Origin of the sequence: Dermacoccus sp. PAMC28757 (assembly GCF_014302635.1) — a bacterium.
GTDB lineage: Bacteria > Actinomycetota > Actinomycetes > Actinomycetales > Dermatophilaceae > Dermacoccus > Dermacoccus abyssi.
The window spans coordinates 340,396-358,228 of the sequence record NZ_CP060292.1 but is presented as its reverse complement, the minus strand read 5'-3'; the positions used below and the strand labels follow the sequence as shown (position 1 = coordinate 358,228).

The window sequence follows — 17,833 nt, the reverse complement described above, 5'->3', positions numbered from 1 at the left end:
GGTCACTTCAGACGTTTGGCACCTTCACTCGCGAGAGCGACGAACGGCTCCGGCTCGGCGAAGCCACCCTTCGCGGCACGCTGCTTCGCAAGCTCCACGGCGTCGTCGACACGGCCCGAATCGATGAGGGCGATGACGCAGCCGCCGAAGCCGCCGCCCGTCATCCGTGCGCCGTACGCGCCGCCGTCCTCGAGGGCCGCGGCGAGCGTGTCGACGGCCGGGACGGTGATCTCGAAGTCGTCGCGCATGCTGGCGTGCGACGCGCTGAGCACCCGGCCGACGGCGGGAGCGCTCTCGCGCGTGACGCCGGCCCCCAGCGCCTCGTGCACGGCAAGCACCCGCGCCGAGTCGGTGATGACGTGGCGCGCGCGGCGGCGCGGAACGTCGGGCAACTCCTCGAGGCGCGCATCGACCGCACTGACGTCGCGTCCGTCGACCTCACTGCACAGGTGACCTCGCTCAATGCCGAGCAGATCAGCGGCCTCCTCGCAGGAGCGACGGCGCTCGCCGTAGGCCCCGTCGACGAGCTCGTGCGGCGCGTGGGAGTTGACGACGAGCAGGACGATCCCGGCCGAGTCGAGATCGAACGGCACCTGCTCGGTGTCGTTCGTCAGCGTGTCGAGGCGTAGTGCGGAACCGGCTTCACACAGCACCGAGGCCATCTGGTCCATCGTTCCCGTCGGCGCGCCGGCGATCTCGTTCTCCGCGAGACGCCCGAGGCGGGCGATGTCCGGACGCTCGAGGCCCCATCCGGCCAGGTCGTTCCAGGCGCTCGCGGCCGAGCAGCTCAGCGAGGCGGACGACGACAGCCCGGCACCGCGCGGCACGTCGGCCGCGAACGCGATGTCGAGGCCGGGCACGTCGAGGCCGTCACGCGCGGCCGCCCAGCCGACGCCGGCCGCGTACGAAGCCCAGCCGAGCGACGCCTCGCGCGAGATGTCGCCCAGGCGCACCTCGACGCGCTTGCCCTCGGAGACGAGCCGGACGAGGTCGTCGTCACGACGCCGCGCGACGGCGACGGTGCCGGTCGGCAGAGCGATGGGCAGGACGTAGCCGCCGTTGTAGTCCGTGTGCTCGCCGACGATGTTGACGCGCCCGGGCGCCCACCACGCGCCGTCCGGCGTGACGTCGCCGAACTCGCGCGCGAACAGCGCTTCCGCTTCGGCGAGCAGGCGGCTCTGCGAGTCGCTCGAGGTGATCTCCTGCGTCATCGCGACGTTCCCAGCTCGCGCAGGCGCTCGGCCACCGCCTCGGGCGCCACGTCGTTGCTGAACGCGCCCTGGCCGGACTCGGTACCTGCGAGGTACTTGAGCTTGTCCGCGCTGCGCCGGATCGAGAACAGCTCGACGTGCAGCCACGCGAGGCGACGGTCCGGGTGGTCACCCTTCGCAGGAGCTTGCTGCCACGCCGAGATGTAGGGCAGCGGGGCGTCGTACATCGCGTCGAAACGGCCAAGGACGTCGCGGTAGAGCTCCGCGAGGCCGTCGCGCTGCGCCTCGTCGAGGGCCGCGAGGTCGGGCGTCTGACGGCGCGGGTAGAGGTGCACCTCGACGGGCCAGCGCGCCGCGAACGGCACGAACGCCACCCACGTCGCGTTCTGTGCGACGATGCGCGACCCCTCCGCCAGCTCGCGGCTCAGAATGTCGCCGAAGAGGTTGCAGCCGGTGCGCGAGTGGTGGCGACGGGCGGCGTCGAGTTCCTTGCGCGCCCGCGGCGGAACCATGTCGTAGGCGTAGATCTGGCCGTGCGGGTGCGGCAGGGTGACGCCGATCTCGGCGCCGCGGTTCTCGAACGGGTAGACGTACTCGACGCTCTCGCGCGCGGAGAGTTCGCGCGTCCGGTCGGCCCACGTGTCGACGACGAGGCGGGCCTGCTCGAGCGACAGGTCCTTGAACGAGGCTTTGTGGTTCGAGCTGAAGCAGACCACCTCGCACGCGCCGTACGCGGGCGCCGAGGCGAACAGCGGGTCGTCGATCTCCTCTACGCCCGTGACGGCGTCCGAGAGCGCCGGGAAACGGTTGTCGAAGACAGCGACCTCGTAGTCCTCCGAGGGCACTTCGCTCGCGTAGTCCGGGCGGCTCGGACACAGCGGGCACTCGTTCGCCGGCGGCATGAAGGTGCGGTTCTGACGGTGCGCGGCGAGCACGATGTACTCGTCGGTGAGGACGTCGTAGCGCAATTGCGACATGGGCGTCGTCTCGGGCAGATCGCGCCGGTCGGGCACGGCTTCGCGGCCCTCCTCGCGGTCGTACCAGCGGATCGTGCGGCCATCGGCGAGACGGCCGTCGGTTCGGAACATCACAGGTGCACCCACTTGCTTGCGTTGTTTCGGAAGGTGTTCGGGTCGAGTTGGGCCGCACGTTCCGGCAGGCGCCCGAGCGGCTGCGCGCCGGCGGCGTTCGGCAGGTCGTCGAGGTTCGTGCGCTCGGCGAGGCCGGGCTCGTCGGGGTAGCTGCCGACGACGTAGCCGATGAGGTCGAGGCCCCGGTGGCGCAGCGCCTCGGCGGTGAGGGCCGTGACGTTGAGCGTGCCGAGACGGGGCGCGACGACGAGCACGAAGCCCGCGCGAACGCCCTTGTCGCGCAGGTGAACAGCGAGGTCGGCCAGGGTGGCGCCCCCGCCGTCGAGGTGGACGAGCAGGCCGCCCGCGCCCTCGACGATGACGGTGTCGACGTCGTCGCGGTCGGCGATCTCGAGGACGCGCTCGGCGTGCTCCGCGACGGTCGGGATGCTCGTGCCGGCGAGGCGCGCGGCGGCGTCGGGCGCGAGGGGGTCGCGCAGGCGGGTGAACTCGTGTGTCGTCACGCCCTCGGTGCCGGCCAGGCGGGCGACCTCGTCGACGTCACCCGGCTCACCCGGGGCCAGGCCCGTCTGGACAGGTTTGACGACGGCGATCCGCATGCCCTGCGCGGCAAGTGCCGCGGCGACGGCGGCCGTCGTCACCGTCTTGCCGACCTCGGTGTCGGTGCCGGTGACGAGGATGACGGGGGCGCTCATTATGCTCCTTCGAACGTGCTGGCGACGGCGCCGAGGATACGCCTGGCGTCGTCGAGCTCCGCATCCGTGAGTCCCGCCGTGGCGGTGACGCGCAGGCGGCTGATGCCGTCCGGCGTGCTCGGCGGCCGGAAGCACCCGATACGCAGACCCTGCGCGCGGGCCGCGTCGACGGCGGCCAGTGCTTCGGCGGGTGACGGCATGGGCTTGGACAGCACGGCCCCGGCCGACGGCTCGACGCCGAGGGCGTCGGCGATGGCGGCTGCTGCAGCGAGAGTTCGACCAGGGAGCTCGGGATGCGCGACGAGATGACGAAGGGCTCCGAGCGCGGCCCCAGCGGACGCGGGCGCGAGGCCCGTGTCGAAGATGAACGGGCGTGCCGTGTTGAGCAGGTGTTCCCGCAGCGATCGCGGCCCGAGAACCGCGCCGCCCTGACTCGCAAGCGACTTCGACAGGGTGACCGTGACGACGACGCGGTCGGCGCCCTCGCCGTCGAGGAGGCCGCCAGCCCTGACGAGCCCCTCGCCGCCCTTACCCGCGACACCGAGGCCGTGCGCCTCGTCGACGACGAGCAGCGCGTCGTGCTCGACGGCGAGCGCGAGGAGCGCGGGCAGGTCGGCGGCGTCGCCGAGCACGGAGAAGATCGACTCGACGACGATGACGGCGCGCGGCTCGGTGCGTTCGGAGAGGGCGCGACGCACGGCGTCGACGTCGAGGTGCGGTGTGACGGCGACGCGAGCTTTGGCCAGGCGTATGCCGTCGATGAGGCTCGCGTGGTTGTGAGCGTCGCTGATGACGAGGGTGTCGGCGGTGCCGAGCACCGTCATGGCGGAGAGGTTCGCGTGGTACCCGGTGGAGAACACGAGCGCGGACTCGTGCCCCATGTGCGCGGCGAGCTCGGCTTCGAGCGTCGTGTGGACGGCGTGCGTTCCGGTGACGAGGCGGCTCGCGCCCGCGCCGCCGCCGGCTTCGTCGAGGGCTCGCTGCGCGCCGTCGAGCACCGCGGGGTGGCGCCGCAGGCCGAGGTAGTCGTTGCCCGCGAGATCGATGCGGACACCGTCGAGCTGGTCGGCCTCGGCCGTGCGGGTGAGGTCGCGCTCGGTGCGCCGTTTCGCGGCGGCGTCGAGGGCGTCGAGGTACTGGTTCACGGCGCCTGCTCGCTCGCCGGGGCGCATGCGTGGACCGCGGCGGTGACAGCCTCGCAGATCGTGCCCAGGTCGTCGTCGGTGCAGACGAACGGCGGCATCGTGTAGATGAGGCGGCGGAAGGGGCGGATCCATGCGCCCGCGTCGAGGGCGGCTGCCGTGGCCGCGTCGACGTCGACGTCGTGGGTCAGCTCGACGACGCCGACCGCACCCAGCGTGCGAACATCCGCGACGTGGGGGAGTTCGCGCAGGGGAGCGAGGTGAGTGTCGAGTGTGTCGGCGAATCCGGCTGCGCGGGTGAGACGTTCGGTGTCGAGGAGGTCGATGCTGGCGAGCGCGACGGCGCACGAGAGCGGGTTGCCCATGAAGGTGGGGCCGTGCATCATCGCGCCGGTGCGCTCGCTGATGGTGCGGGCGAGTTCGTCGGTGCAGAGCACGGCCGCCATCGTGAGGTAGCCGCCGGTGAGGGCCTTGCCGAGGCAGAGGATGTCGGGCGTGATGCCGATGCGGTCGGCAGCCCAGTAGGTGCCGGTGCGCCCGAAGCCGGTGGCGATCTCGTCGACGATGACGAGCGCGCCGTGCTCGCGGGCGAGGGTGGTGAGGAATCGCACGCATTCGGGGTCGTAGATGCGCATACCGCCGGCGCCCTGCAGGAGTGGCTCGACGATGACGGCCGCGATCTCGTCGGCGTGTTCCCTGTAGAGGGAAGCGGTTTCGCGCTTCCATGCCTCGAGTTCGTCAGGGTCGGCTTCAAGGCCTGCAGGTGGGAGCGGGGCGAAGAGCTGTTGCGGCAGCGTGCCGCGCCAGAGGGAGTGCATGCCGCCGTCGGGGTCGCAGACGCTCATGGGGTGCAGGGTGTCGCCATGGTAACCGCCGCGGATCGTGAGGACGGTGCGTCGCGGACGTTCGTCGGCGGCGAAGACCTGGAGGGCCATCTTGAGGGCCACCTCGACGCTGACGGAGCCGGAGTCGGCGAGGAACGCGCGCGTCAGCTTCGGTCGGTCGGCCTCTGGTGCGGGCGCGATCTCGACGAGCTTCTCACCGAGGCGGACGGCGGGTTCGTGCGTCAAGCCGCCGAACATGACGTGACTCATCCGCTGCAGCTGCGCCTCGGCGGCGGCGTTGAGCTCGGGAACGTTGTAGCCGTGGATGGCGCACCACCAAGAGCTCATGGCGTCGAGCACCTCGCGCGATGCGCCGTCGTCGTCACGCAGGGTGAGGCGCGGCCCGTGCGCGGACTCGACGAACCGCGTCGTCGCAGGGTTCGTGGCGCTCGAGTAGGGGTGCCACAGGTGGTCACGATCCGAGGCGAGCAGGCGTGCGACGTCGGGGGTGGGCATGGCCCTCATCCTCTCACCTGGGGAAGGGGTGAGGCACCTGTGGCATCGATCGACTCGACCCGACTCTGCGCGTCGGCGAGTGGAGGCGGAAGGCGGGGTCGCTCCAGTCGCGGTGGCCGCTCTTGGCGCGCAGGGTCGTCTGGATCCCGGGGATGGTGAGGCCGCGCTTCGTCGCGCGGGTCGGCGCTGGCGGTACGCCGTTGACTCCGCGGGGCACGATTGCGCCGGCAGGGTGGCAGGCTGCCCGCGGGCGCGCCGTCCGGGTTCTCAGCCTCTGGAGCCGGTGTTCCTCGCTACCCTGGGAGGCATGCTTTCGGACCTCTCGGTGGCCGCCATGGTCGGTGCTGTCGCGCTTCTCGTCATTGCCGGTGTCATGACGTGGGTGGCGCGCGGTGCCGACGACGGACGCCTCCCGTTCGGTGGCCGCGTGTCGATCCGGACGGCGACGACCCGTCGTTCGCCGGAAGCCCTTCTCGTCGGCAACCGCGCTGCAGCCCCGTTCCTGCGCCGCTACGCCGTCATCCTCGCGGTACTCGCGGCCCTCGTGCTCCTGCTGAGCTTCGTCAGCGACATCGCGGCCCTCGCCGTGCACCTCCTCGCCGTGGTGGCCCTCGTCCTGGCCGTGATGGTCTGCATTCGGAAAGCGAATGCGGCAGCAGCCCCAACCGACGCTTAACTGGTGACGTTTCCTGCGGTTGGTGACGTTGCAACGCAGCCAAGCGCAGCAATCGTCACCAGCTAGCGGCGCTCGGCGCGCGCCATTGCCGCCTGAAGGCGCGGCACGAACCGACCGAACCGCAGGTCGTCTGCGATGACACGGACAACGAGCCACCCGAGCTCCTCGATCTGGTTGTGACGCACCCGTTCCTTCTTCAGGTCGTCCGGGCGTCGGTACTTGCCCAAACCGTCGACCTCGACGACGACCTTGTATCCCGCAACGGTGAAGTCGACCGTGGCCACCCACTCGCCCGCCCTGTCGCGGATGACGGTCTGCGGCTCAAGACGGATCCCTTCCCCGTGCGCCTGCCACGCGGTTTGCGTTTCCAAGGGCGATTCGCGACGGCCGTCGGCGAGTTCGGCGACGAGCCGGGCCTGGGCGATGCCGTGGCGCTTGCCCCAGGAAGCCAGGACACGTTCGAACCGCACGTCCTCGTGCCGGGCCGCGACATCGGCAGGCACGAGTCCGTGGAGCGCACCCTCGCGCGCTGCCAGTTCGACGATGGCCGCCTCGGGGCACTGCACGTCCACCCCGAGGTCGTCGAGTGTTCGGATGTCATGCGACCACGGGCGGTGTGCGCGCAGCCCGAGCCTGCGGGTTTGGACACGGGACGAGGCGCGCGCGATGTGAACGTCGCGGGGAAGAACGAGGAGGGGAAGTCCGAGCGCAAGGCACGCGCTCGGTCCCACGAGGTAAGCCCCGGAGGAGGATCGGCACAGGGCGACAGCTCGGACGAGATGCTCCCGTACCCGTGACTCCGGGCTTGCCGCGTCTACGTCGAGGCTTTCGACGTAGACGCCTCGGCCGATTCGCTCGAGCTTGCCCGAGCGCACGAAGGCATCGATCTGACGTGAGGTGAGACCTGCGCGCGTCAGTTGCGCCGTCGTCACGCTCCGCACGGGCGGTTGATGGGTGCTCATGGAGCCAGCATCAGGAGCCTGGGCCGGGGTGACAAGAAGCCTCGGACGGGGCCTGTGGACAGAAGCCTCGGCCGTCACTGCTGTGGACACGGTGGGTGGTGACGTTTGCTGCGCTTGGTGACGTTGCAACGCAGCCAACCGCAGCAAACGTCACCAGCTAGCCCCCCGCCCCAGCGGGTCAGACTCCTGCGCCGCCGCTCAATGCGCCGTGGCGGGAGCACTCGGCCGACCACCCCGTCGGGACGACCTGCACCTTCATCCGGCGGGCGCACTGGGCGCAGAAGCGGGGCGGTTCCTCGGCGGCGAGCCAGCGCGCGCAGGCGGTGTGGTCGGCCTCGTCGGGCAGCTTGCCGCACCGGGTGCAGTACGTCGCGGTGACGTCCGCGACGCCCGTGTCGCTCTTAGCGCTCATCAGGAAGGTCTCCTCGGAGGGTGAGACGTCCGCTCCCGAACGCGAGGCGATCGGGAGCGGACGAAGAGTCGGTGCGGGGCGGCGCTCAGAGCGTGGCGTTGAGCGCCTTGATCGGCATGTTGAGGTCCGACAGGAGTGACAGGTCTTCCTTCGGGTCGCGCCCGAGCGTCGTGAGGTAGTTGCCCACGATGACGGCGTTGATGCCACCCATGAGGCCGTCGCGCGTGCCGAGGTCGCCGAGCGTGAGCTCACGGCCGCCCGCGTAGCGCAGGATGGTGCGCGGCAGCGCGAGGCGGAACGCGGCGATGGTGCGCAGGGCGTCGTTCGACTCCATCGGCTCGATGTTCTCGAACGGCGTTCCCGGGCGCGGGTTGAGGAAGTTGAGCGGCACCTCGTGCGGGTCGAGCTCAGCCAGCTGCGACGCGAGTTCGGCGCGCTGCTCAAGCGTCTCGCCCATGCCGACGAGCCCACCGCAGCACAGCTCCATGCCCGACTCGCGGATCATCTGGCACGTCTCGAAACGCTCCTCGTACGAGTGCGTCGTGACGACGTCGGGAAAGTACGACTTCGCCGCTTCGAGGTTGTGGTTGTAGCGGTGCACGCCCATGTCGCGCAGGTCGTCGACCTGCTCCTGGGTGAGCATGCCGAGCGACGCCGCGACCTGGATGTCGACCTCGGCGTGGATGGCCTTCACGGCCTCACGCATCTGCGTCATGAGCTTCTCGTCGGGCCCGCGCACGGCGGCGACGATGCAGAACTCCGACGCGCCCGTCTCGCGCGTCTGCTTCGCGGCGCGCACCAGCTGCGGGATGTTGAGCCACACCGAGCGCACCGGCGAGGTGAACTGGCCCGACTGGGAACAGAAGTGGCAGTCCTCCGGGCACCCGCCCGTCTTGAGGCTGACGATGCCCTCGACCTCGACCTCGTCACCGTTGTAGCGAAGGCGCACGTCGTGGGCCAGTTGCAGCAACTCCTCGAGTCGGTCGTCGCCGGTGCGCAGCACCTCGACGAGGTCGTCGTAGCCGAGCGGCTGCCCGTTCTCGAGCACCTGCGTCCGGGCGCGCGCCAGGATATCGGTGCTGTCGTCGGTGTGCGTGTTGGGTGCCTCAGTCGTCGCGGTCATGCCGCCTAGGCTAACGACGATTAACCGAGACGGGCGAGTAACTCGCAGCCCGATTGCCCGGGCTCGGCCACGCAGACGTCGACGCCGTGTGCGCTGGGCGACGCACACACCGATCACGTGCGTGCACCGCCCAGCGTCGACGTGGCCGACTCAGCCCTGACGAGCCTTGATGCGCGGGTTCTGTTTGTTGATGACGTAGGTCTTGCCGCAGCGGCGAACCACCTACGAGCCGGGCTGGTCCTTGAGTGAGCGCAGGGACTTGCGCACCTTCATCGTCGTCCTCCTTCGTCGATGCGTAATTCTGTGGGCGGGTCGATGAGCCCTCGTTCGACGGCCCGGGCGAGACGCCGTGGAACCCGGTAGAACGTCCCGTCCACGGCGACGGGGACGCGCGCCGCGGGCACCGCCTTCCAGTTCGCTCGTCGCGAGCGGGTGTTGGCGCGTGAGACTTTTCGTTTCGGAACGGCCATCAGTGGTACTCCTTCATGTCGCCGAGCCAGGGCTCGAGTCCGTCTTCGTCGGTGCTCCACACGGCTGCGAGCGTGTCGAGTTCGGCGGGTGTGCACAGGGCCGCTTCGAAGGCTCGACGCAATTCGTCGCGAGGGTCGCCGTGCGCGAGGAGCCCGGTGACGACGAAGTCCGTGCGCCGCGCGGCCGGTCGGCGCCAGCGCCCCGCCGTGCCGATGTTGAGCTGACCCGCTGCGCCGTCCCACACGCACAGCGTCTCCGGCCGGGTCGGCACCCAGAAGCAGCCGCGCGTCCGGAACGCGCCGCCGCCGAGTTCCGGCAGGTTCTCCTGGATGCGCTCGGGGTGTACGGCACGTTCGGGGCGAAGCCGCACGCGCCACACACCGTCCTCGCACGAGTCCCCGATCTGGGCGGGTGGCGTCTCGGCGACCCACTTCTCGATGGCTTCGACGTCGTGCACGCCGGGCAGAAGCGCTGTCGCGTCCCACTGCGACCAGTTCTCGACCACCTGCGCGCCCGGGCGCGCCAGCGTGCGGACGAGCGTCGAGCATTCGGGCATGAGTTCGCCGTCGACGGCGATGACATCCGCGTACTCGAGCAGGGTCGTCGCCACCTCGGCGGTGCCGCGCACGTCACCTTCGAACGTGGGCAACTCCCGTTCGACAAGCAGCTCGGGCCCGGTGAGGTGTCGGACGGCGTCACATCCGTCGATCGCGTTCACGACGGCTGCGATCCGTGCTCCGCCGAGCGTGTTCGGCTCATAGGAGGCAACCCGGCACAGCTGCGTCGCCTCAGCTCCGATCGGCAGTCTCGCGATGATGCTCGACCAGTGGCCGCTGCTCGCGAGGCCGGCAATCGTCGGCAGCACGTCCTCGCGGATCGCGCACGGCACGCAGGCGTGTTCGAGGTCGATCGTCGTGCGATCCAGCAGGCCGGTCACGTCGCTCACCGTGCGCACGAGGCTCGTCCCGTCAGCCCCGAACGAGTGCGTGACGACGACAGGCTTCGGCAGGTCGAACAGCAAACTCATGGCCGTGGTGTCGGCTGCGCTCTGTTCGACGCCGGTGATGACGACGGTGGGCGTTGCGCTGTTCCCCTGCCCGCTCACGCCGTGCGTCCTCGTCCGTAACGGCGGTTGAACTGTGCCACGCGCCCTTCGCTGTCGTGCACGCGCGCCTTGCCCGTCCAGAACGGGTGCGAGTCGCTGGAGACCTCGACGTTGACGACCGGCACCGCGTCACCGTCGATGTCGATGGTCTCGCTCGGGCGCAGCGTCGATCGCGTGACGAACACGGCGCCGGTGGTGGAATCCCGGAACGCCACGCGCTCGTAGGCGGGGTGGATGCCCTTCTTCACGGTTGCTACCCCTCTTTCCTCGTGTTAGAAATGAAAACCGTTCTCATTTTGTATCCGAGGAGCAGCATGTCACGCAAATGCATGGTCAGCGGCGCTGTGCCGGGCTTAGGCCATTCGATCTCGCACAGCCACGTGCGCAGCAAGAGGCGGTTCGACGTCAACGTCCAGAAGAGGCGCTACTGGGTGCCGAGCCTCGGGCGCACCGTGCGCCTCACCGTCAGCCCACGCGGCATTCGCACCATCGACAAGCGCGGTATCGACGTCGTCGTCGCCGAGTTGCGGGCGAGGGGAGTGAAGCTCTGATGGCCTCCAAGAGGAGCGACGTACGCCCGAAGGTCAGCGTCCAGTCGAGCGCCGGCACCGGCTATCGCTACATCACGCAGAAGAACCGTCGAAACACCCCCGGCCGGCTCGAACTGCGCAAGTACGACCCGATCGTGCGCCGGCACGTCGTGTTCAAGGAGATCCGCTGATGGCCAAGAAGTCGAAGATCGCGAAGGACGCCGAGCGGCGAAAGACCGTGGCCCGGTACGCCGACCGGCGAGCCGAACTCAAGGAGCGCATCCGCACGGGCAGCCCCGACGAGGTGGCCCTCGCCGTCCGTGAGCTCGCTGCGTTGCCGCGTGACGCCAGCCCGACCCGGCTGCGCAACCGTGATGTCGTCGACGGGCGGCCGCGCGGCCACCTCACCCGCTTCGGCCTCTCGCGCGTGCGCTTTCGCGCGATGGCCCATGACGGGCAGTTACCGGGAATCACGAAGTCGAGCTGGTGAGACGAACGGCGGGCGCGAACCATCCCCAGAGAAGGTTCGCGCCCGCCGCAGTTCTTCGATGCGTCAGTGCTTCGGCTTGTAGCCGTCGTCACGCACCGTGTCGTTGTCGTCGGCCAGGTGCTTCGGCTCGCTGTGGCTCTCGCCTTCGAAGACCTTCGCCACCGTGGACGCCGGGGTGGCGCCACCAGCGGTCACCGAGCCCGACACAGCAGCTGCGCCGGCCACGGCCGGCGTCCCCGGGCGAGCGCCGTGCTGGGCGAGGCTCTCGCCCTCGACGTCGACGTTCGGCAGGATCTTGTCGAGCCACTTCGGCATCCACCAGGCCTTGTCGCCGAGCATGAGCATGACGGCGGGCACGAGGATCATGCGCACGAGGAAGGCGTCGAACACGATCGCTGCCGCGAGCGCGATACCGATCTCACGGATGAGCGCGTTGTCCTGTGCCGCGAAGGCGGCGAACACCGAGATCATGATGAGAGCAGCGGCCACGACGACGCGGCCCGAGTGGCGGAAACCGTCGATGACGGCGTCACGCGCTTCCGTGCCGTGCACGTAGGCCTCGCGCATGCGGGTCGTGAGGAACACCTGGTAGTCCATCGCGAGCCCGAACACGATGCCGATGAGCAGCGTCGGCATGAAGCTCATGATCGGCTGCGGCTCGAAGATGCCGAACGTGCCGTCGGTGACGAGCTTCGTCGTGAAACCGAGCGTCGCGAGCACGGAGAGCAGGAAGCCCAGCGTGGCGAGCAGCGGCACGACGATCGAACGGAACACGAGCACGAGGAGCAGGAACGCGAGGCCGACGACGATGGCGAGGTACTTCGGCAGGGCGTCGGCGAGCTTCTCCGACACGTCCGCCGCGATCGCCGTCTGGCCGGTGATGCCGAGCTTCGTGCCCGTGGCCTTCTCGGTGGCGGCCTGCTGGTCGCGCAGACGCTCCAGCATCTCGTCGGTGGCCTTGTCGGCCGGGCCCGTCTTCGGCGTCACCATGACGACGGCGCCGTCGCCCTTCTTCGCCATCTGCACGATCTGTGCGTTGGCCACGTTCTCGTCCTTGGCCGCCCATTCGACGACCTTGGCGTAGGCACCCATCTGGGCCTTCTGGCCGCCGTCGATCTCACGGCCGTCGATGATGGCGATCATCGGCGCATTCTTGCCCGCGCCCCAGCCCTCGGCGAGCAGGTCGGCGCTCTGTCGAGCCTCCGTACCCTTCTGCGCCGTCGCGTCGGACGGCAGGCCGAGGTGGAGGTGCTGCACCGGCGAGGCCAGGGCGGCGAGCAGCGCGACGACAGCGAGTGCGACCGCCCACGGGGCCTTGCGGATGCCGCGCGCGAGGCGCACCGAGCCGTTGGTCGAGTCGTGGTCGAACTCGTCGGCGGCCTTGTCCTCGCGGACCCGACCGGCGAACGCCTTCGTCTTGAGCATGCCCATGAGGGCGGGCAGCAGCGTCAGCGACGTGATGACGGCGAGCGTGACGGTGCCGGCCGCGCCGAGACCCATCGCCGTCAGCATGCTGATACCGAGAACGCCGAACGCGGACAGCGCGATGATGACGGTGAGGCCGGCGAAGACGACCGCCGAACCGGCCGTGCCGAGTGCGCGGCCCATGGCGTGCTCACGGTCGGCCTGGCTCTTGATGTCGACGTGGCGCAGCTCCGCGCGGTAGCGCGACAGGATGAACAGCGCGTAGTCGATACCGACGGCGAGGCCGATCATCGAGGCCAGCGCGGTCGTCGTCTCGGGCAGGTCGAAGAACGCGGTGGCGCCGGTGATGCCCGTCATGCCGAGCATGAGGCCCATGACGGCGTTGAGGATCGGCATGCCCGCGGCGACGAACGAGCCGAAGGTCAGGACGAGGACGAGCAGCGCGATGCCGATGCCGATGAGCTCGGAGGTGGCGCCCGGCTGCATCATCTCCTGCATGCCCTGGCCGCCGGCCGCGATGGTGAGCCCGTTCTTCTCGGCGGCCTTGGCCGCGTCGAGGATGCTCTGCTGCGTCTCGGGCTTGATGTCCATGATGTTGTCGACGGCGAAGTTCCACGACACCGTGCCGATGCGGCCGTCCTTGCTCAGCGGGGAGAGCGCCTCGGCGTTCTTCTCCGCGACAGCCTTGGGCGTGCCCTGCTTCGTGGCCTGCGCGACGATCTGCTGCTTCATCGCGGGGCCGGCTTCGGCGGGGTTGGCGAGCTTCGTCTTTGGCATCTGCTGGACGCCGCTGACCTTCTTGATCAGTTCGTCGACCTGGCCCTTGTAGGGCTGTTCGGCGAGGGTGTGCCCGGCCGGTGCCTTGATGACGAGCTGGCCGTTGACCTGCTTGTCGGCGGCGGGCTGATCCGGGAACAGTTCCTTCTGCGTCTCGGCGGCCTGCAGCGAGGGGATGCCGGGAATCGTGAACTGCGACGTCATCGGCCGCGACTTCGCGGCGGCGAATCCGCCGAGCGCGAGGAGGGCGATGAGCCACCCCACGAGGAAGAACGGCCACTTGCGGTAGGCCGTCCTTCCGAGGCGGTAGAGCATGTTTGCCACTGGGGAACTCCTTTGTGAAAGGGGGGGCTGTGGGGTGTCAGCGCATCGAGCGGACGGCGGCATCCGCGTCGAGCACGTCGTGGAAGACGGTCATGAAGTCGGAGTCGGCCTTGCGGAGGGAGAACTCCTCGAGGCTGACCTTGACGATGGCGAGGAAGGTTGCAGTGATCGTGCGGGCGCGCAGGTCGCCCGCGTCCCACTTCTCGCGCTCGCAGATGAGGGTGGCCAGGGTGTCGGACAGGTGCGTGAACCGCTCGAACGCGAGGTGGGCCACCTTGCCGTCGCTCGCGATGGCCCGTTCGACAAGGGCGTGCTGATCGCTGGCCATGGAGGGGTCCTCAACCTCGCTCATGACGCTGTCGAGCGCCTGGATGAGGTCGGGCATGAGGACACCGGTGGGGCCGCCGTCACGGAAGAGCGCGACCTGCGGGTTGTCCCCGACGCCGTCGGGGCCGACGACGGCCGACGCCTTGTCGGGCACGTAGTTGAACAGGGTGCGGCGGCTGACGCCGGCGGCCTCGGCGAGGTCGTCCATGGTGAAGCCGTCGTACCCGCGCTCGATGACGAGGGTGCACGCCGCCGAGCGGATCTCCTGGAGCCGCTTGTGGGCGCGCTGGGCTCGGGGGTCGTCAGTGCTGCAATCCCACATGAAACCCACGGCCACTCCTTTGCACTGTCAAATACGCGAGTGCAATTTTGCACGAATGAGCTATGAAGTGCAACTACACCTGTGGCGCCGCCGCTTCGGGGCTCTGGCCGCTTCGGCGCGTCACCGGGAGACGAGACTCCGAACAAGGGGGTATCGGCCAGGTGCGCCCGTGGTTAGGCTCAATCAAGAACCGCTGCCCCCGCAGCGCATCCATAACCGAGGGGATATGAAGATGATCACCGCGCATGAGGTCAGGACGGCGCAGTTCCACCGCGCCGACGCCGGCAAGGTCGGCTATGACGAGGTCGGTGTCGACGACTACCTCGACCGCGTCGCCGACACGCTCGAAGCCATCGAGCGCGGCGGCCAGATGCCGTCGCACGCCGTGAGCGCCAACGACGTCGTCGAGGTGGTGTTCTCCGAGCGCGGCCCGCAGTCTGCCGGTGGATACGACCTCGACGACGTCGACGACCTGCTCGACCGGGTCGCCCAGCGCATCCGTGCCTACGAGGACGGCGTGCGTCGGGCGTCCGCGCCGGTCGACGCAGGACTCCCCAGTGACGTCGAGGCCGACGACCGTGGTGACGTCCGCGACGAGCGAACGGACGGCGCAGACGAGCGTGAACACGGCGCACACGGCGGTCACGGTGTCGCTGCGGCAGGTGCCGCCGGCGCCGGTGTCGCGGGTGCTGCTGCATACGAGCGCCGCGAGGACCGTGCGGACGTCGATCCGCGCGGCGACGTCCGCGACGATCGCTACGACGAGCGCGGTTTCGTCGACGAGCGTGACCTGCGCGACGAGCGTCGCCCGGAGGCCTACGCAGAGCCTGCGGCGCCTGAGCTTCAGGACTCGCCGCGCAGCGCCTTCGCCGACGACGGGGGCGTGCGTGACGGTGAGGCCCTCGCGGTCGCCGGCGGTGCGCCGCGGCGTGAGGAGCGCTTCGACGACGAGCGCGGCTTCGAGCCCGCCGACGAGCGTCGGGGTGGCTTCGGTGAGCCCGGCGTCCGTGTCGACGAGGTCTCGGACGCCGCAGCGTTCGACGGCCGCCGCGACGAGAACGTCGCCGATGAGCGCGCTTTCGACGGTCGTGAGCGCCGAGACGAGCGTGGCTTCGACGGTCGCGACGCGGGCCTGGTGGCAGGTGGCGGCGCTGTCGCCGCCGGAGGTGCCGCGGCTGCGCACGGTCAGCGCGACGAGCGCCGTGACGACGCCTTCGCTTCCGACACGCGTGATGACGTGCGTGACGACCGCGCCGGTGATGCAGGGGCCGGCCGTCAGGGCGGTGTCAACATGGTCGGATCCGACCCGGTCGACGAGGCGCCGATCATGGCCCCGGACGAGTCGGGCCGCAACCGTGAGCTGCGCTCGGACGACCGTTCCGACGTGAACACCTCCCACGACGCCGCGTACGCGCCGCCGGCCGAGCGCGACACGTTGGCGAACGACTCCGCGGTCACGCCTGAGGAGCGCTTCGACGCCGAGCGCCGCGATGACGTCGTACGTGACGAGCAGCTGCGCAACGAGCCCTTCGCGGACGAGCGCCGTGACGCAGACCTGCGTGACGAGCGTGGCTTCGAGGGCGAGCGCGAGGAGCGTTCCTCGGGCTTCGGCCCCGCCGCTGCCGGCGGTGCTGCCGCCGGAGGTTACGCCGCTCACCGCCACAGCGATCAGGGCGAGCAGGTTGAGCGCAACGAGTGGGCCCCGCGTGACGAGCGCGACGCCGTGCGTATCGACGGCGAGCCCGTCGGTGACTCTGCCGGCGACCCGGTGCGTCGTGAGCACGACGCCGCCGACTACCACGACCCGGCTGCAGCCCACAGCGAGACGTTCGCCGAGCCGGTGCCGCCGCAGCAGGTGAGTGCCGAGGAGGCCCGCCCGGTCGCCGCAGCCGAGCAGGGTGACAACTGGGCCTTCGAGGACAACGGTCTTCGCCGCGACCGCGCCCCCCGCGACCCCGACGAAGGCGCGATCCTTCTCCAGGGTGAGGATGAGGGCCCCCGCGCCGACGAGCGCTTCCAGGGCAGCAACGCGTACGAAGGCGACGCAGTGGCCGGCGGTGACGCCGTCGCCGACGAGCGCCCGATCGCCACGCAGCCCGAGATCGTCTCCTACCGCGCCACCGACCGTCGAGTTCCGCTGCCCCGCAGTGAGGCTCGCCGTTCGATGAGCGATGAGGACCGCGAGGCGGAGGCTCAGTACCACCCCGAGTACAGCGCATACTCCTCGCCCGAGGACGGGGCCGGTGACTCCCCGCGTCGCAGCACGGGCGGCGCCTACGACGAGAGCGCGAGCAGGCCGGCGAGCGATCTCGATCGTGGGCCGGACGCCGGCGTTCTGCCGACCGAGCAGGCGCCGCTCGTCGATGACCGCCCGGTGGCGCCCGAGGCCCCCGTGGCACAGGACGCCCGTCGCGATGGGGAGTTCGACCCGTTCTCCGAGCCGAGCGCTGTGACCGAGCGTCCGCTGCCGACGCAGCCGAACGAAGGGGGCGAGGCGCCGCAGGCTGCCCCGCCGCAGACCGGTGGCTTCGAGCGTGACCCGTTCGCGGACGACGCTGGTCGGGACTCCTTCGAGCGCCCCGAGCAGCCGGCCCGGGCCGAAACGTTCGGTGGGCGCGGCACGGACGGCCCGCAGCGTGTGGCGCCGATGAACGAGGAGACCGCTCGCGTGCGTGAGCCGCGCGAGGGTGGCTTCGAGCAGCCCGGCGTCGGCAACCGTGACCCGTTCGCCGACGACGCCCGTCGTGACGGTTCGTTCGACGTTGCCGGTGGTGGCGACGACGTGCGCGAGCAGCAGTCGTTCGAGGCGTCGAGCCCGGTCGCCGACGACCGTCGGGCGTCCGACGTGGAACGCCCGGAGTCGATCGACCGTCCGCAGCCCATCGACAAGGCCGAGCCGCTGCCGGAGCGTGACGACACATCGCGCAAGGGCCTGCTGCGTCGCATTTTCAAGGGCTGACGTGCTGGCGTCGGACGACGTCGTCAAGGTCGAGTTCGAGCAAGGGCGCGGCGGGGCTGGTTACGACGAGATCGAGGTCGATGACTTCCTCGATTCCCTTGTGATCACCCTTCGCGGCTACGAGCAGGGCGCGCCGCGTCAGGGCGTGGTCACGTCTCGTTCGATCGACGACGTGGCGTTCACGCGGGCTCGCGGTTTCGGGCGCAGAGGGTACGACGCCGCGAGCGTCGATGCTTTCCTCGTCAAGGCCCGCGAGACGCTGCGCGCGTACGAATCGCGCGGGGGCGTTTCGACGCAGGCACCTGAGGTCGTGTCCGCCCCGCGACAGGCGCCCTCGACGGCGCAACGCTCGGCCGTGAGCGAGCCGAAGAAAGGCATCTTCGGCAAGCTCTTCGGTGGCTGAACCGAACTGAACGACCAACGAGCCCCACACCAACGCGGTGTGGGGCTC

At 70.0% G+C, this 17,833-nt stretch carries 19 protein-coding genes and 1 pseudogene; 6 read left to right on the top strand and 14 right to left on the bottom strand.

What is annotated here, in order from left to right; genetic code table 11:
- Window positions 1–2 precede the first annotated feature (2 nt).
- Genes galK through H7F30_RS01645 form a run of 5 tightly spaced genes read right to left on the bottom strand, consistent with a single transcriptional unit; the run spans window position 3 to window position 5,479 of the window.
- Window positions 3–1,211: a galactokinase gene (galK, locus tag H7F30_RS01665; protein ID WP_129666228.1), complete on the bottom strand. Its 1,209-nt coding sequence runs from the start codon at window positions 1,209–1,211 to the stop codon at window positions 3–5.
- Window positions 1,208–2,299, bottom strand: coding sequence for a galactose-1-phosphate uridylyltransferase (gene galT / locus H7F30_RS01660; protein ID WP_129666230.1), 1,092 nt, complete (start codon window positions 2,297–2,299; stop codon window positions 1,208–1,210). The genes galK and galT overlap by 4 nt, the downstream gene beginning before the upstream one ends.
- Window positions 2,299–2,997, bottom strand: coding sequence for a dethiobiotin synthase (gene bioD / locus H7F30_RS01655; RefSeq protein ID WP_129666232.1), 699 nt, complete (start codon window positions 2,995–2,997; stop codon window positions 2,299–2,301). The genes galT and bioD overlap by 1 nt, the downstream gene beginning before the upstream one ends.
- The gene (locus H7F30_RS01650) at window positions 2,997–4,142 is read right to left on the bottom strand and encodes an aminotransferase class I/II-fold pyridoxal phosphate-dependent enzyme (RefSeq protein ID WP_255464919.1); all 1,146 of its coding nucleotides are present in this window, start codon (window positions 4,140–4,142) and stop codon (window positions 2,997–2,999) included. Before H7F30_RS01650 ends, bioD begins: the two co-directional genes overlap by 1 nt.
- Complete coding sequence (locus H7F30_RS01645; RefSeq protein WP_129666236.1) at window positions 4,139–5,479, bottom strand: adenosylmethionine--8-amino-7-oxononanoate transaminase; 1,341 nt, start codon at window positions 5,477–5,479, stop codon at window positions 4,139–4,141. Before H7F30_RS01645 ends, H7F30_RS01650 begins: the two co-directional genes overlap by 4 nt.
- 307 nt (window positions 5,480–5,786) lie before the next feature.
- Between H7F30_RS01645 and H7F30_RS01640 the strand changes: the two genes are divergently transcribed.
- Complete coding sequence (locus tag H7F30_RS01640) at window positions 5,787–6,155, top strand: hypothetical protein (RefSeq protein ID WP_187036303.1); 369 nt, start codon at window positions 5,787–5,789, stop codon at window positions 6,153–6,155.
- Between the two features lie 62 nt (window positions 6,156–6,217).
- On the opposite strand, the gene H7F30_RS01635 is transcribed toward H7F30_RS01640, so the two are convergent.
- The 7 genes and pseudogenes from H7F30_RS01635 to H7F30_RS01605 form a co-directional block, all read right to left on the bottom strand.
- Entirely contained in the window at window positions 6,218–7,117 is a 900-nt protein-coding gene (locus H7F30_RS01635) for a type IV toxin-antitoxin system AbiEi family antitoxin domain-containing protein (protein WP_187036301.1), read from the bottom strand.
- A gap of 178 nt (window positions 7,118–7,295) precedes the next feature.
- Window positions 7,296–7,529, bottom strand: coding sequence for a hypothetical protein (locus H7F30_RS01630; RefSeq protein WP_047310665.1), 234 nt, complete (start codon window positions 7,527–7,529; stop codon window positions 7,296–7,298).
- Window positions 7,530–7,614: 85 nt separating this feature from the next.
- Entirely contained in the window at window positions 7,615–8,652 is a 1,038-nt protein-coding gene (bioB, locus tag H7F30_RS01625; protein WP_047310664.1) for a biotin synthase BioB, read from the bottom strand.
- A gap of 150 nt (window positions 8,653–8,802) precedes the next feature.
- A pseudogene (locus tag H7F30_RS01620) lies at window positions 8,803–8,925 on the bottom strand (ribosomal protein bL36).
- Window positions 8,922–9,122 (bottom strand): 50S ribosomal protein L32, encoded by a 201-nt coding sequence (gene rpmF / locus H7F30_RS01615; RefSeq protein ID WP_187036299.1) that lies wholly within the window; start codon window positions 9,120–9,122, stop codon window positions 8,922–8,924. Before rpmF ends, H7F30_RS01620 begins: the two are co-directional and overlap by 4 nt.
- Window positions 9,122–10,228 carry a GTP-binding protein gene (locus H7F30_RS01610; protein ID WP_187036297.1) on the bottom strand — a complete coding sequence of 369 codons (1,107 nt, stop codon included), beginning with the start codon at window positions 10,226–10,228 and terminating at the stop codon, window positions 9,122–9,124. Before H7F30_RS01610 ends, rpmF begins: the two co-directional genes overlap by 1 nt.
- Window positions 10,225–10,476 carry a type B 50S ribosomal protein L31 gene (locus H7F30_RS01605; RefSeq protein ID WP_187036294.1) on the bottom strand — a complete coding sequence of 84 codons (252 nt, stop codon included), beginning with the start codon at window positions 10,474–10,476 and terminating at the stop codon, window positions 10,225–10,227. The genes H7F30_RS01610 and H7F30_RS01605 overlap by 4 nt, the downstream gene beginning before the upstream one ends.
- Window positions 10,477–10,542: 66 nt before the next feature.
- Here H7F30_RS01605 and rpmB point away from each other — a divergent pair, with 66 nt between their 5' ends.
- The 3 genes from rpmB to rpsN are packed head-to-tail and all read left to right on the top strand — an operon-like array spanning window position 10,543 to window position 11,248.
- Window positions 10,543–10,779, top strand: coding sequence for a 50S ribosomal protein L28 (rpmB, locus tag H7F30_RS01600; protein ID WP_187036292.1), 237 nt, complete (start codon window positions 10,543–10,545; stop codon window positions 10,777–10,779).
- Window positions 10,779–10,949 carry a 50S ribosomal protein L33 gene (rpmG, locus tag H7F30_RS01595; protein WP_129666252.1) on the top strand — a complete coding sequence of 57 codons (171 nt, stop codon included), beginning with the start codon at window positions 10,779–10,781 and terminating at the stop codon, window positions 10,947–10,949. The genes rpmB and rpmG overlap by 1 nt, the downstream gene beginning before the upstream one ends.
- Window positions 10,949–11,248: a 30S ribosomal protein S14 gene (gene rpsN / locus H7F30_RS01590; RefSeq protein ID WP_187036290.1), complete on the top strand. Its 300-nt coding sequence runs from the start codon at window positions 10,949–10,951 to the stop codon at window positions 11,246–11,248. Before rpmG ends, rpsN begins: the two co-directional genes overlap by 1 nt.
- A 63-nt stretch (window positions 11,249–11,311) precedes the next feature.
- Here the strand turns inward: rpsN and H7F30_RS01585 are convergent, their stop codons facing one another.
- On the bottom strand, window positions 11,312–13,765 hold the full coding sequence (locus H7F30_RS01585; RefSeq protein WP_255464996.1) for an MMPL family transporter: 2,454 nt from the start codon (window positions 13,763–13,765) through the stop codon (window positions 11,312–11,314).
- A gap of 46 nt (window positions 13,766–13,811) precedes the next feature.
- On the bottom strand, window positions 13,812–14,423 hold the full coding sequence (locus H7F30_RS01580; protein ID WP_187037787.1) for a TetR/AcrR family transcriptional regulator: 612 nt from the start codon (window positions 14,421–14,423) through the stop codon (window positions 13,812–13,814).
- A 232-nt stretch (window positions 14,424–14,655) separates the two neighbouring features.
- Here H7F30_RS01580 and H7F30_RS01575 point away from each other — a divergent pair, with 232 nt between their 5' ends.
- Together H7F30_RS01575 and H7F30_RS01570 are read left to right on the top strand one after the other, a co-directional pair.
- A complete protein-coding gene (locus H7F30_RS01575; RefSeq protein WP_222617828.1) occupies window positions 14,656–17,382 on the top strand; it encodes a DivIVA domain-containing protein in 2,727 nt (908 codons plus the stop codon).
- A 1-nt stretch (window position 17,383) separates the two neighbouring features.
- On the top strand, window positions 17,384–17,785 hold the full coding sequence (locus H7F30_RS01570; protein ID WP_052946812.1) for a DivIVA domain-containing protein: 402 nt from the start codon (window positions 17,384–17,386) through the stop codon (window positions 17,783–17,785).
- Window positions 17,786–17,833: the final 48 nt, after the last annotated feature.